Consider the following 14145-nt stretch of genomic DNA (forward strand, 5'->3'; position numbering starts at 1 on the left):
GCTTACTTCGGGCGGGCGAGCACTGAGGTATGAAGCGACGTGCCCTCCTGTCGTCGCTCGCCGCGGGGAGTGTGGCCGCGCTCGCGGGCTGTAACGAGCGCGGGAACGCGACGACCGGGACGACGACACACGACGATTCGACGCGAACGACCACGCCCACCACGTCCGACGCGCCGACGCCGCCGGATACCGGACTCGCCGACGCGACGACCGCGGTGTTCGAGACGCGGGACCGGACGATAAGCCTGCTCGGCGGCCGGCGACGCCTCCCGAGCGGCCTCGTGATGCGGGCGTGGCTGTCCGCGACCGCGACCGCCGACCATCCCGCGCGGGTGACGGCGACGCTGACGAACGACACCGAGTACGAGACCACGCTCCGCCTCGACGAGGTGCCGCCGTTCGACACGACCCCGCACGCGTCTCCCGGCCGCGACTACGACCACACGCTCTACCTCGCGCCGACCGAACGCCACGGGTTCGCGACGACAGTTCCCGCGGTCGCCCGCGCCGAATCCGGCGGCTGGTATCTCGACGGCCCGCCCGACCGCTGGCAGCCGGAAGCGGTCGAACTCGCTCCCGGCGAGACGCTCGTCGGGGAGTTCGCGGTCGTGCCGGAACGACCGGATTCCTTCCCGCCCGGCCGCTACGCGTTCGGGTACACCGACGACCCACTCACGCTCTCGGCCTGGCAGTCCTCGCAGCCGGGGCCGACCGAGGAGTCGGCGTTCGAGGACGCGACGCCGCCCGCGTTCGCCGAGCAGTCGCCAGCGTGGTATCACGACGCGACGCCCGAGACGCAGGCGTTCCTCCGGCCGAGCGCGGAACGCGTCGACGCGCCCGCCGCGGTGGAGTTCACGCTCCACAACCACCGAACGGAACCCCTCTCCGGAAACGTCTACGACTGGACGCTCTACAAACAGGTCGAGGACGACTGGTACCACATCGCGCCGTGGGCGATTCCCGTTCCGCTGACGCCGCTCGCGCCCGGCGACACGCACACGTGGACGTTCCACGCGTTCAGCGGCCCGAGCGTCGAGTGCGAGAACGCCGTCGCGCTCGGCCACCTCGGCGGCGGCCGCTACGCCTTCCACGTGAACATGTCGAGCGAATCCGGCCCGACGCACGCCGCGCTGTTCGATATCGACGCGCCCGCGGTCTCGGTGACGCCGACCGAGGACGTGTCCGTCGAGCGCGAGTACCGACTTGTTCGGGCGAGCACGCCCGACGACGGCGGCGACCGCGCTACGCTCGTCGTGCAGCGAACCGACGACGCGGACACCCGCCTCCTCCCCGAGCAAGTGATGCGGCCGCGGAACCGCGGCCTCAGGAACACCCTTCCGTTCTTCGAGGACGGCGTGCAGAAAGTGCGACTGCGGACGACGGACGGTGTCGTCGACGACGCGCTCCACGGGGGCGAACCCGAGCGCGTGTTCCGGTACGACGGAAACGCGTTCGCCGCGTGGCGCGCGTGACTACTCGTTCCGCGGACTGCTCGGGTGGTAGTCCGTATCGTACTCGCCGGGCTGGCCGTCGAGCCGGTCGGGGTTGATGCGGCCCGAAAGCAGCATGAAATCCACGAGCGTGAGCGAGAGCATCGACTCCACGACCGGCACGCCGCGCGGCGGGAGCACGGGGTCGTGGCGGCCGATAACCTGCTCCGTCTTCTCCTCGCCCGTCTCCCAGTCCACGGTCTGCTGGGGTTTCGGAATCGACGTGGGCGCGTGCAGGGTCAGCTCGCCGTAAATCGGCTCGCCCGTCGTGATTCCGCCCTGGATGCCGCCGTGGTCGTTCTCCACGGGCACGGGCTCACCATCCGAATCGAACTTCCACTCGTCGTTACGCTCCGAACCGGTGTACTCGCGGGCGTCACGACCTAACCCGAACTCGAACGCCGTCGCCGCGGGCACTGCCATCAGCGCCTGGCCGAGTCGCGCGCTCACCGAGTCGAACCGCGGCGCGCCCAGTCCGCGCGGGACGCCCTGCACTTCGAAGTAGATGGAGCCGCCGATGGAGTCGCCCGCGTCCTGGTACTCCTCGATGCGCTCCTGCATCCGTTCGGCGGTCTCGGGGTGCGCACACCGCACGTCGTTCTCCTCGGTGTGTTCGAGCATCTCCGAGAAGGACACGTCGGGCGCCTCGATATCCCCAATTTGGTTCACGTGCGCCTTCACCTCGATACCCTCGGATTCGAGAATCTTGTCCGCGATGGCGCCCGCGGCGACCCAGTTCACGGTCTCGCGCGCGGACGACCGGCCGCCGCCGCCCCAGTTCCGCGTTCCGAACTTCGCGGAGTACGTGAAATCGCCGTGGCTCGGGCGGGGCGCCGTGATGAACGGCTCGTACTTCCCCGACCGGGCGTCCTTGTTCTCGATGGTCATCCCGATGGGCGTCCCGGTCGTGTACCCGTCCTGCAATCCCGACTGAATCGACACCTCGTCCGGCTCCCCGCGCGAGGTCGTTATCATCGACTGCCCGGGCTTGCGGCGGTCGAGCTCGCGCTGCACATCCTCCTCCGTGAGTTCGAGACCCGCGGGACAGCCGGAGACGGTGACGCCCATCCCGGGGCCGTGGCTCTCCCCGTACGTCGTCACCTGGAACAGCCGCCCGAACCGGTTTCCGTTCATACCACCCTCTCTATCGCGGGCGCATTTAGGGTTTGTACTCCACGCAACCGACCGTTCAAATACGAGGACGGAGCCAGACCGGGCGTGACGTAGCCGTCGAGCGCGCCGGCCCCGCGAAACCCCGGGACTCGACCGACGCGCCCCTCGGAGAGTCCCGTGCTAGCAGAGGTCCGCGAGCCCCGCCGCCGCGAACGGCACGAGCAGCTCCCGAGCGTCGAGTCCGCCGTGCATCCCCACGAGTTCGAGCTGGTGGTCCTCCGCGGCGTACCACAGCATCCCCTCGCGGGGGACGACGACGAGGTCGCCGCAGTTCCGCTCGAACGCCGGCCCCGGCTCGCCCGGCCCCCAGAGGTCGATAGCGAGCGCTTCCTCCCTGGTGAACACGAGCGCGTCCTCGCCGTCGAGCGCCGCCCGGACCCGCGAGCGGTCGCCGTCCACGTGCAGGTGGACGTTCCGCGGGCCGCCGAGCACGAGCGGCGTGCCCGAGCGGTCGCGCCGGAGTTCGTCCAGCACGCCGTCGAGCGCGTCGAGCGTCCGCGTCTTCCCGGTCGTGTCCACCTGGCCGTGGTCGGCGGTGAGCGTCACCAGCGTCTCGTCCTTCGCGTCCGCGGACACGTCGCCGAGCGCGCGCTCGACCGCGGAGAGCACCGCGTGTCCTTCCAGTTCGTACGCCGGATGGTCGGGGCCGACGTTGTGGCCGGTCGCGTCGACGCCCGAGTAGTACGCGTAGACGTACGAGCGCTCCTCGTCCGCGGCCGCCTCAACGACCTCGGCGAGCGTCGCGGCGAACTCGCCAACGGTCTCGCAGTGGTGGTCGGTCGCGGCGTCCGTCGGCGTCTGGTGCTCCTGCACGGTATGACAGTCCACACCCGCCGCGTCGAGCCGGTCGAAGACGGTGTCGCCGTCGAAGCGCTCGCGGGCGGTGAGCGAGAGGTCGCCGCCGTCCTTCGCGAGCATGGGAAGCGAATCGTACACCGTGTCCGCGTCCGGGTCGTACGCGTTCCACCCGAGCAGGCCGTGCTCGACTGGATAGCGCGCGGTCTGCATCGTCGTGACGCACGCCGCGGTCTCCGAGGGATACGTGGAGGTGAGCGGCGTCACCGTCCCGTGCTCGGCGAACCCGCCCATGAGGTGGTTCGAGTCCGCGAGCCGGCGGGCGTGCTCGAAACCGAGCGCGTCCACGAGCAGGACGACCACGGTGGAGGCGTCCGTGTCGACGTGCTGGAGGGCGTCGTCGGGGAGCGCGGGACCCAGGTCCTCCCCGAGCACGCCGGCGGCGGTGCCGGGAACGTGCGCGAAGCAGTAGTCGTCGTATGCGGGCCGAACGAACCCCGGTTCGAGTTCGTCGCTCGCGAGCGTCTCCGCGAGACTGGAGCGAATCATACCGGCCGGACGAACCGCGCAGTAAGAAGCGTGGGGGATTCAGTCGAGCGTGACGCTCGCGCCGAGGTCGTAGAGCGTGTCGAAGAACCCGGGGAAGGATACGTCCACGTGGTGCGCGCCCGTGATGGTGGTGTCGCCGTCGGCTACGAGACCGGCGAGCGTGAGCGCCATGACGATGCGGTGGTCGCCGTGCCCGGAGAGCGTCGCCCCGACGAGGTCGCTCTGGCCGCCGTGGACGGTGAGCGTGTCGCGTTCCTCCTCGACGCTCGCGCCGAGCGCGGCGAGTTCGGCCGCCATCGCGTCCACGCGGTCCGTCTCCTTGAACCGAACGTGTTCGCAGTTCGTGATGCGCGTGGTGCCGTCCGCGGCCGCGCCGAGCGCCGCAATCGTCGGAAGGAGGTCGGGCGTGTCCCCGACGTCGACCTCGACGCCGGAGAGCGGCGCGCGCTCGACCGTGGCGGTTCCGTCGTCCCGGTTCCAGTCGACGCGCGCGCCCATCCGCTCGACGATGTCGAGGATGGCGCTGTCGCCCTGTTCGCTCGGGTAGACGTTGTGAACGGTCACCGAGTCGTCGCCCGCGAGCGCGCCAGCGCCGACGAGGTAGGACGCGGAGGAGAAGTCGCCGGGCACCTGGTACTCCTCGGCGCGGTAGGTCTGGCCGCCGGGGACGCGATAGCCGTCGTCGGTCCGCGTCGCGTCGACGCCGAAGTCGTCGAGCACGTCGAGCGTGAGGTCGACGTAGGGTTCGGACTTGAGTTCGGTCGTGAGGTCGATGTCGACGCCGTCCTCGGTGACCGCGCCGGCCATCAGGAGCGCGGTGATGAACTGACTCGACACGTCGCCGGGAATCTCGACGCGGCCGCCCGATATCGGGCCCTCCACGACGAGCGGTGCCTGACCGTTTCCGCGCGTGCTCTCCGCGCGAGCACCGAGCGCGTTGAGCGCGTCGAGCAGCGGGCCCTGCGGGCGCGACCTGAGCGACGCGTCCCCGGTGAGCACGGTGATGCCGTCCGCGAGCGCCGCGGCGGCGGTGACGAGGCGCATCGTCGTCCCGCTGTTCGCGCAGTCCAGTACGTCGGGCGGCACGTCGGGACGGCCGTCGAACCCGTCGACTTCGAGCGTGTCCGCGACCTCGACGAGGTCGCCACCGAACGCGTCGACCGCGCCCATCGTCGCCTTCGTGTCCGCGCTGTCAAGGAGGTTGCGGACGCGCGCGCCGTCGCTGTACCCGGCGGCGAGAATCGCGCGGTGCGTGTAGCTCTTCGACGGCGGCGCGTCCGCGTCCCCGTGCACGCGAGAGTTCGTGACCGTGACGTCCATGGCGGGGAGTCGCTCGGGCGGCACGTAGGCGTTCCGGAGGCGGTAGGGTTTTACTCGCGCCAGCGGACGCCACGAGTATGGAACCCGACTTCGGCGCGCTCGACGACGCCCTCGACAACGCGGACGCCGACGGTTATCTGCTCGACGCGGACGCCTCGACTTCCGACCAGCTCTACCTCTCGGGGTTCGACGCGAGCGACCCGTTCGTCTCCCTCTACACGCCCGACGAGACGGTGTTGCTCGTCTCCGGGCTTGAGTTCACGCGGGCGAAAGGGGAGTCGCGCGCGGACACCGTGCGGCGGTACGCGGACTACGACTACCAGGAGAAGCGCGCGAACAACGACACGTCGACCGCGCGCGACCTCCTCTACGCCGAGTTCCTCGACGAGTTCGGCGTCGACGCCGTCCTGGTGAACGAGCGCTTCCCGCTCGCCACCGCCGACGGTCTCCGCGACCACGGCGTCTCCGTCGACGTGGACGACGACGAGACGGTGAGGACGATTCGCGCGACGAAAACCGACGAGGAGGTCGAGCACGTGAAGGCCGCGCAGGAGGCGAACGAGGCGGCGATGCGGGCCGCGCAGACGCTCATCGAGGCCGCGTCGGTGCGGGACGGCGTCCTCCACTACGAGGGCGAGCCGCTCACGTCCGAGCGCGTGAAGGAGGAGATAGAGGTGACGCTCCTCCGGCACGGCTGTTCGCTCGACGAAACCATCGTCGCGTGCGGGGAGTCCGCGTCGATTCCGCACGACCGCGGGAGCGGCCCGCTCCGCGCGGACGAAACAATCATCATCGACATCTTCCCGCGGGACAAGGAGACGAAGTACCACGCGGACATGACGCGGACGTTCGTGAAGGGCGACGCGACCACCGAGGCCCGCGAGTTCTACGACGTCACGCGGGAGGCGCTGGACGCGGCGTTCGACGCGCTCGAACCCGGCGCGACCGGTGAGGACGTCCACCACGCCGTCTGCGACGTGTACGAGGACGCCGGCTACGCCACGCTCCGGAGCGACCCGAGCACGGAAACGGGCTACATTCACAGCACCGGCCACGGCGTCGGCCTCGACGTGCACGAAGCGCCCTCGGTCTCGACGAACGCAACCGACGAACTCGAACCCGGGCACGTCGTCACCATCGAACCCGGCCTCTACGACCCCGACGTCGGCGGCGTCCGCCTGGAAGACATCGTCGTCGTCACCGAGGACGGCTACGAGAACTTCACGGACTACCCGCTCGACTTCGAACTCTAGTCCGGGTTCGAGGCGAGCGTGATGGAGTGATTCACCAGGTCGTCCATGCGGTCGAGGGCTTCCGCCACGTCGTCGATTGCCTCGCGGTCGCCCTCCCGCACGTCGTTCAGCGCGGTCTGCGCCCGCTCGATGGAGTCGATGAGGTCGTAGGATAACACGTTCGTGAGTTCGAGGAGGTGCGCGCCGTCCACAGCCTCGTTCCCCGGGTCGATTGCGTGGAAGTGCACGGAGAGGCCGTCCTCGGACGGGAACGCCCGCATCTGAAGGTGTTCGTCTATCGGGTCGTAGCGCTCGGTGAATGTTACGGCCTCCTGGGTCGCGATGGCTCGATGGAACTCCGTGTAGAACGGCGACCCAACGGCTTCCTCGAACTCGTCCCAGAGGTTCTCGTCAATCACGTCCTCCGCGCGCACGTCCAGTAACTCCTCGGCCTCCTCGTTCACGTACGTGACGTTCCAGTCGCGGTCCACCGCGAAAAAGGCGTCCGTGATGCGCTCGTAGACGTTCCGCGCGAGGTCGTTCAGCATCGCTACGTCGCGCTCCGCGAGATACTGGTCGGCGGCCGACTGACAGGCGTCCGCGAGGTCGGCGTACGCCCCGTCGTCCGACCGCGGCACGTAGTTCGACACGCCCGCGTCGACGGCCGCGCTCGCGACCGCCTCGCTCCCGTTCGCCGTGAACAGAATGAACGGAACGGCGGGGTCCACGTCCCGCACGCGGGAGAGCAACTCTATGCCGTTCAGGGTGTCGGGGTCGTGCTCGCTCACTACGCAGTCCACTCGTTCCTCGGAGAGCGCGTCGAACAGCGCCGACTCGGTGTCGGCGACGCGGATAGCGAGCGTGTCGCGGTGGGCCGCGATACGGTCGGCGCGCTCCTGGACACCGTCCCCGCAGCCGATGTAGAGCACGCGCGCACTCCCGTCCATACGGTTCGAGGTAACGGAACTGAGCGGTAAATAGGCGTTGGCAGATCACTCCCGGAGTCCGTCGTTGAGTTCGCGGAACACGGCGACGAAGTCGTCGGTCGTGAGCTGGGAGAGGAGGTCGTCCAGTTCGGCGCGGCGCGAGCGGATGCGGTCGACAAGGTCGTGGTAGGCGTCGCTGTTCGCGAGTTCCGCCTGCGATTTCTCGGCTTCGAGCGCCGCGCGTTTCGACGCGAGCGCGAAGAACTCCTGAATCTCGTCGCTGTACACCGCGCGGGCGAGGAGGCGGCGGACCACGTCGTGGAGTTCCGTCCGGGAGACGGGTTTGACGACGTACGCGTCGAACCCGAGGCCGATGATGTCGAAGTCGGGTTCGATACCGGAGACCAGCGCGACGCGGAGGTCGGGGTTGGTGTCCTGGAGGGCGGCGAGGAGTTCGTCGCCGTCCATCTCGGGAAGGCGGCGGTCGACGAGCGCCACGTCGACGGTGGCGTCGATAGCGTCGAGCGCGCCCTCGGCCGTCCCGGCGACCCGGACGTCGTAGTCGGCCGACAACCACGACTTGTAGAGGTCCGCGAGGTCGCGTTCGTCCTCCACCACGAGGACGGTCGCCCGGTCCGTCATAGCCCTCAGTAGTCCCGGCGGCCCTAAGACTCTTGTTACGAATGCCTTTTGCCGGGTCGTCCGGTACGCTCTGGTGATGGACGTACTCGTCGTCGGCGCGGGCGAGATGGGTCGGTGGTTCGCGCGAACCGTCTCGAACGCCGTCGCGTTCGCTGACGTGAACGAGGACGCGGCCCGGGACGCCGCGGACGCCCTCGGGGGGCGCGGGAGCGTCGCGAGTCTCGACGGCGAACAGCGCTACGGACTCGTCTGCGTCGCGGTGCCGATGGACGCCGCCGCCGAGGTTATCGAGGCGCAGTCGGGGCGCGCGCAGCAGGCCGTCGTCGACGTGACCGGACAGATGACAGACCCGCTCGCGGCGATGGCGCGCGCCGCGCCGGCCCGGGAACGCGTGAGCCTCCACCCGTTGTTCGCGGGGGACAGCGCGCCCGGAAACGTCGCGGTGTCGACGGGCGCTGGCGGCCCCGCGACGGACGGCGTGCTCCGCCAGCTGGAGGACGCCGGGAACACGCTCGTCGATGTCGAACCCGAGGAGCACGACGACGCGATGCGGACCGTGCAGGGCCGGACGCACGCCGCGATTCTCGCGTTCGCGCTCGCCGCGGAGGACGTGCCCGACGGCCTAGAGACGCCCGTGTACGAGGACCTGCGTTCGCTTGCGGACCGCGTGACGAGCGGAACGCCGCGCGTCTACGGCGACATTCAGGACGCGTTCGACGGCGCGGAGGACATCCGGGACGCCGCAGAGCGACTGGCGAGCGAGGAGTTCACGGAGGTGTACGAGGATGCCGGTCGATAGGGAGCGCCTGCGGGACACCGCGAAGTACCTCCGGGGCGTTCGGCCGCTCGACCCCGAGGAACTCTCGGACTACGTCGAGGCCGACCACCGTGTCGTCGCGCTCGCGCTCCGGGACGAAGCCGCGGACCTCGGACTCGTCGAGCGCGAGGACGGCACGTTCGTCCCCGCCGACGACTCGCCCGTCCGCCCGCACTTCGACCCGGTGACCGCGTTCCCCGACGGGTACGCGTTCGCGTTCGAGGACCTCCTGTTCGACGAGTACGGACGGAACTGGCAGAAGAACGACTCCGGGAAGCGCCTGCGGGAGACGATTCGACGCCTGAAGGAGGACTACTACCGCCAGCATCCCGTCGAGTACGACTACGAGGCCGCGCTCGGCTACGGCATCTACCACCTCCCGGACTACTACGCGGCCGTCCAGTACCCGCTCGACTACCTCGCGCAGGACGGCCGGCTTTCCGGCGACCTCCGCGTGCTCGACGTGGGCGCGGGCGTCGGCGGCCCCGCGCTCGGCCTGCACGACTACCTCCCCGACGACGCGCTCGTGGACTACCACGCCGTCGAGCCGAGCGACGCCGCCGACGTGCTCGACTCCCTCCTCGACGAAACCGGCCCGAACTTCCACACCGAAATCACCAGAGAGCGCATCGAGGAGTTCACGCCCGATGGCGAGTACGACCTCGTCATGGCGTGCAGCGTGCTCTCCGAACTCGACGACCCCGTCGCCGCCGGCGAGAAACTCCTCTCCGCGCTCGCGGACGACGGTACGCTGCTCGCGCTCGCGCCCGCCGACCGAAACACCAGCATCGGCCTCCGCGAGACCGAACGAGCACTCGAATCCCGGGGCGCGACCGTCTACGGCCCCACCGTCCGGTTCTGGCCGAACGAACGCCCCACCGATACCGGCTGGAGTTTCGACCACCGGCCCGACATCGAACCACCGGGGTTCCAGCGCCGGCTCGCCGAGAACGCACCGCGGCCGAGCGAGTTCCTGAACGAGACCGTGAAGTTCTCGTACTCGCTCCTCCGCACGGACGGCGAGCGACGATACGACATCGCGCTCGACGAATCACGCGTCGCGAAACTCGCGGACGCCGAATCACACGTTACGAACCGCGTGAACCTCCTCGTCGCGAAACTCAGCGCGAACCTCGCCGACGAGAACGCGAACCCCGTCTACAAAATCAGCGACGGCAGCGAGAACGAGGACGCGTACGCGGTTCACGTGAACGAGGACGCGTTGAACGCCGCGCTCGCCCGCGCACCCTACGGGAGCGTGCTCTCCATCGAGGAAGGCCTCGTCCTCTGGAACGACGACGAAGCCGCGTACAACGTCGTCGTCGACGAGGACACCGTCGTCGACCGCGCGCGCTAACGACGGGACTTATCCCCCACCGCGCGAACCAATAGCCATGAGCGAGTCGCTCGACATCCTCCTCACGAACGACGACGGCATCGACAACCCCGGACTCCACGCCGTCCACGACGCCCTCACCGATATCGGGGACGTCACCGTCGTCGCCCCCGCGGACGACCAGAGCGCCACCGGCCGCGCGATGTCGACCGACGTACAGGTCGAAGAACGCGACGCCGGCTACGCGGTCGAAGGAACGCCCGCCGACTGCGTCGTCGCCGGCATGGAAGCCCTCGGCCCAACCCCCGACCTCGTCGTCGCCGGCTGCAACGCCGGCGCGAACCTCGGCACGTACGTCCTCGGCCGCTCCGGCACCGTCTCCGCCGCCGTCGAAGCCGCCTTCTTCGACGTCCCCGCAATCGCCGTCTCCCGCCTCCTCGAACCCGGCCAAGTCGGCTCCCGCGACCTCACCACCGCCGGCTACCAGACCGCCGCCCACGCAACCAAATACCTCGCCGAACACGCCCTCGACGCCGGCGTCTTCGACCACGCCGACTACCTCAACGTCAACGCCCCCATCACCGGCCAGGAATCCGGCGAGATGCGCATCACCCGCCCCAGCGACGCCTACGACATGACCGCCCGCCGCCAGGACGCCACCCACGTCACCATCCACGACCGCATGTGGGACCACATGGAATCCGGCGACATCGACGACCCGGAAGGCACCGACCGCCGCTCAGTCCTCGACGGACACGTCTCCGTCAGCCCCCTCACCGCCCCCCACTCCACCAACCACCACGACGCTCTCGACGCCCTCGCCGAAACCTACTGAGAATCGAAACCGTCAAACCCGCAGCGCCGACAACTACACGTGCGGGCGCTTAGCTCAGCTTGGACAGAGCACTTGGCTTCGGACCAAGACGCCGCGGGTTCAAATCCTGCAGCGCCCATGATTTTGCGACGACCACACGGGAGGAGCTGAATCTGGGCCGAAGGATTTGAACGACGAGAGTCGCAGCGACGAACGACGTGAGGCGACCGTCTCTCGGAGGTTCACAATCCTGCAGCGCCCACTTGTCCTGCGAACGATAGTGAGTAGTGATAAGTGTCGCGCGAAGGAGTCGAACCCTGTCAGGCGCGCGCAGCGAAGCGAGCGCGTGCAGCGGGCGTTCGAGTTGTGGACGGACGGGCCGCGACGAGGCGGCGATTCGGAACGCGCGAGTCCGGTACCGGCGTGGCGACCGGCGCGGTGCGACGGCGTTCTGGCAGCTGCTACGGGTCTGACGGCCCGCCGGCGGAGTTGCAACACCACCAACCACCCTTCTTTTCGTGGTTTTCACGTACGTATTAGGAGTGTTTTCCGGGTGGGGGCCTACCAAGGAGGAGGGGGCTAAGGGCACAAAAGTCAGGTACACCGCGCCTCCGGCGCGGTTCCAGCCCCGCACGGGGCGCGCGAAAATTCTAGACGTTCCCTGTGGTAGTGGTTTATCCGCACCGACTCAGTCCGTACGTGTATGTCCGACGACATTGAGGCGGTCGTGGTCGCGATTGTGCTTGGGACGATTACGTGGGTAGTTGTAACTGTGTTTCTCGTCGCACTACTCGGAGCGGTTCCTGAACCAGCAATGAGAGGCCCGCTGAGTGGGGTGTTAAGGACTATTTGGAATAGTTGGTTGGCGGTAGGGGCGCTCTTAGGTATCGCTGACGCAGCCCTGATTCTCGGGGCTATCTTTCGTGTCTTTCAGGGCGGGGGCCGTTAGCACCCGTACGAGTTCTGGCTAGATGGGTCTACCCGCCTTCTAAACAAAGGAAGCGTTCTCCGCCTTCTGAACCTTCACCTCCCTTTATCTAGAACGACTCATTTGTGAGTAACATGTCCCGCGCTATTGGGGATTCCAATTTACTCTCGAAGGATGACCCGAGGGGAGAACCCGTCACCGACTATGAATCGAAGAAGGTCATGCTGCGGGCTGAACGCAAAGACCGAATTTCGATTGCTAACGTAATAACCCGGTTACAGGATGGATACGATATTCCGTCGAAAACGATAGTTGCTCAGCGGAGTACGCCCTATTTCGGACCGAAGCTACTCCTCTATGCGGACGGTGAGAATTACCTCTTGACAGCACCCGGACCAGATACTCAGCTTCTCCTCTGGCGCGCAAATCTGAATGATGCTGGTGAACGAGTTGGATGGAAGAAACTCGCAGAGGTGAAAGCCACCTTCGCCGATGACACGCCCCAATACGATTTATGCCCAGAGTGTGGTCAGCCCATGCAGACGATTGAGCACGAAAGAAAAGCCGCAGTAGGTCGGTGTCCAGGGGCCGACGTTTAGAAGTCGGAAAGCCCCGACTGGAAATACTCGTCGTCGAAGCTTTCCCGAACGTCCTGGCAAGCACTGAGCGACTTCTCAGTCATCCCCGGTTTGCTTGACACTGTCTCAAGCACGACATTCTCGGTATTCCGGAGGGCATTGAGTGCCATCCCCATCTGCTCAGCGTTAACGAGCTTCTGCAGCCGGAACTTGGCGTTGTTTGGCGATGCTTTGACGCGCTCTGCAACGCTCTCGCCGTCAAGCGCAGAGTCGTCAGGGAAGACTTCGGGAAGCCGATCTATCGGGGCTTCTCGCCGCACATAGTCCTCCTTGTCGAAGAGGCGGAAGGTGATCTCCTCGTCCTCCTCTTCGTCTTGCTCGAACACCTCTGCCGGCATCCGGGGTGCCTCGTGGGTGCCTCCGATGATGTCGAACCCCATTCCGACAGATGCAAAGTCGGACGCGGGTCGGGCCCCGATGGCAGCCTCGCGCTGCCCCGGGCTGAGGTTGATGGCGTAGAAGAGAACGTGTTCCTCAATTCCACGCCCAGCGATGTTGTTCATCAGTGGACTCACGACGCTGACCTGGCTCGCCGCGGTAATCTCGCGCCGGTCGAAGTTGAGAGCGTAGGCACGAATATCGTGCGCCGCGTATACGTCCAGCAAATCGCGGGTGAAGTCCCAGCCGAGGCGCGGAAGCATCCCCATTACCGGCATGTTTGGGGCGCGTTCTTCTGCCTGATCGAGGAACCGAAGAACGCTCTTCTTGTAGGACTGGTACGACGCATCCTGCGTCGCCTCGTCCTCGTCCTTGGCCTCATCGACGCTCCGAGCCAACTGCGGCATCATCGGAACCGTAAGCACATCGGAGAACTGCCGTTGAACCTCCACCAAGAACGCCGCATCGATGACCGGCAGGGTCATCGTGTCGGTGTAGCTGACGAAGGTGGCGGTCAGCTCTCCGTCACGGGTCTTGTTCGCGCCACGGCGGAGGTGGTCACGGATTGCTGTGGCACCTCGTCGTTCCTTTTTGAGTTTCTGTGCGTCCACTTCGCAGTAGAGTTCGCTGACTCCGCGCGTTGCTCCGTGGACTTGCTCGTGTTCCCGTGTCTTTCGAACCGGGATCGCCTTCGCAGGCGTAGATATTGCTTTATCGCCGATACGTACCGTCCGTTTCGGGAGGAGAATATCCTCGCTGAGTGTGTCTGTAGTAATTTCCAGATTACTCATTTTGCGAGTTCCACGTTCGATATGAGCGGCTATCTCCCGCCGAGTAGGAACCATATCGAGCGGTAGAGAGTTGATGGGAGAGAAAAATCTCACCGGAGCCAGAGAATCTATGTGTCCCCCGCCCTACTGTCGGGGTAAGCCCATTAGGAAACCACCCGGGCTGCCTCTGAAGCCGGTTCAAGGTCTTGCCGTGGCAGCGGTGAAGACCCTCGATACATTCTTCGGAAAGCGTCATATTGTTGCTAGCTCCTTGTGAACGAATGTACCGGATGGAGACATATAAACCCTTGGCGGGATGGTGAAACTGAAACTCTCT

13 protein-coding genes and 1 tRNA gene are annotated in these 14145 nt (G+C 66.9%); 8 read left to right on the top strand and 6 right to left on the bottom strand.

Annotated features, from left to right (window positions below; translation table 11 throughout):
- The first annotated feature begins 29 nt into the window (after positions 1–29).
- Entirely contained in the window at positions 30–1472 is a 1443-nt protein-coding gene (locus tag U3A55_RS10355; RefSeq protein WP_330991426.1) for a hypothetical protein, read from the top strand.
- Here the strand turns inward: U3A55_RS10355 and aroC are convergent, their stop codons facing one another.
- The 3 genes from aroC to aroA all read right to left on the bottom strand — a co-directional run bounded on the left by aroC (position 1473) and on the right by aroA (position 5327).
- Positions 1473–2624 carry a chorismate synthase gene (gene aroC, locus U3A55_RS10360; protein ID WP_330991427.1) on the bottom strand — a complete coding sequence of 384 codons (1152 nt, stop codon included), beginning with the start codon at positions 2622–2624 and terminating at the stop codon, positions 1473–1475. It lies immediately after the preceding gene.
- A gap of 159 nt (positions 2625–2783) precedes the next feature.
- Positions 2784–4007, bottom strand: coding sequence for an alkaline phosphatase family protein (locus U3A55_RS10365; RefSeq protein WP_330991428.1), 1224 nt, complete (start codon positions 4005–4007; stop codon positions 2784–2786).
- Between the two features lie 39 nt (positions 4008–4046).
- A complete protein-coding gene (gene aroA, locus U3A55_RS10370) occupies positions 4047–5327 on the bottom strand; it encodes a 3-phosphoshikimate 1-carboxyvinyltransferase (RefSeq protein WP_330991429.1) in 1281 nt (426 codons plus the stop codon).
- A gap of 77 nt (positions 5328–5404) precedes the next feature.
- Between aroA and U3A55_RS10375 the strand changes: the two genes are divergently transcribed.
- Positions 5405–6580: a M24 family metallopeptidase gene (locus U3A55_RS10375; RefSeq protein WP_330991430.1), complete on the top strand. Its 1176-nt coding sequence runs from the start codon at positions 5405–5407 to the stop codon at positions 6578–6580.
- Here U3A55_RS10375 and U3A55_RS10380 read toward each other — a convergent pair.
- Both U3A55_RS10380 and U3A55_RS10385 read right to left on the bottom strand, forming a co-directional pair.
- Positions 6577–7506 (bottom strand): response regulator, encoded by a 930-nt coding sequence (locus U3A55_RS10380; protein ID WP_330991431.1) that lies wholly within the window; start codon positions 7504–7506, stop codon positions 6577–6579. The two genes, U3A55_RS10375 and U3A55_RS10380, sit on opposite strands and share 4 nt — an antisense overlap.
- Positions 7507–7551: 45 nt before the next feature.
- A complete protein-coding gene (locus U3A55_RS10385; protein ID WP_330991432.1) occupies positions 7552–8127 on the bottom strand; it encodes a HalX domain-containing protein in 576 nt (191 codons plus the stop codon).
- Positions 8128–8203: 76 nt separating this feature from the next.
- Between U3A55_RS10385 and U3A55_RS10390 the strand changes: the two genes are divergently transcribed.
- From U3A55_RS10390 to U3A55_RS10415, 6 genes are all read left to right on the top strand, one after another.
- Positions 8204–8926 (top strand): prephenate dehydrogenase, encoded by a 723-nt coding sequence (locus tag U3A55_RS10390; RefSeq protein WP_330991433.1) that lies wholly within the window; start codon positions 8204–8206, stop codon positions 8924–8926.
- Complete coding sequence (locus tag U3A55_RS10395; RefSeq protein WP_330991434.1) at positions 8913–10301, top strand: small ribosomal subunit Rsm22 family protein; 1389 nt, start codon at positions 8913–8915, stop codon at positions 10299–10301. The genes U3A55_RS10390 and U3A55_RS10395 overlap by 14 nt, the downstream gene beginning before the upstream one ends.
- Before the next feature lie 37 nt (positions 10302–10338).
- Complete coding sequence (surE, locus tag U3A55_RS10400; RefSeq protein ID WP_330991435.1) at positions 10339–11115, top strand: 5'/3'-nucleotidase SurE; 777 nt, start codon at positions 10339–10341, stop codon at positions 11113–11115.
- A 43-nt stretch (positions 11116–11158) separates the two neighbouring features.
- Positions 11159–11233: transfer RNA gene (locus U3A55_RS10405), tRNA-Arg, on the top strand.
- A 564-nt stretch (positions 11234–11797) separates the two neighbouring features.
- The gene (locus U3A55_RS10410; RefSeq protein ID WP_330991436.1) at positions 11798–12043 is read left to right on the top strand and encodes a hypothetical protein; all 246 of its coding nucleotides are present in this window, start codon (positions 11798–11800) and stop codon (positions 12041–12043) included.
- 113 nt (positions 12044–12156) lie between these two features.
- A complete protein-coding gene (locus tag U3A55_RS10415; protein ID WP_330991437.1) occupies positions 12157–12621 on the top strand; it encodes a hypothetical protein in 465 nt (154 codons plus the stop codon).
- Here the strand turns inward: U3A55_RS10415 and U3A55_RS10420 are convergent.
- Positions 12618–13829, bottom strand: coding sequence for a hypothetical protein (locus tag U3A55_RS10420; protein WP_330991438.1), 1212 nt, complete (start codon positions 13827–13829; stop codon positions 12618–12620). The genes U3A55_RS10415 and U3A55_RS10420 overlap by 4 nt on opposite strands.
- Between the last annotated feature and the right edge of the window lie 316 nt (positions 13830–14145).

Origin of the sequence: Salarchaeum sp. III (genome assembly GCF_036418315.1) — an archaeon.
Taxonomy (GTDB): Archaea; Halobacteriota; Halobacteria; order Halobacteriales; family Halobacteriaceae; genus Salarchaeum.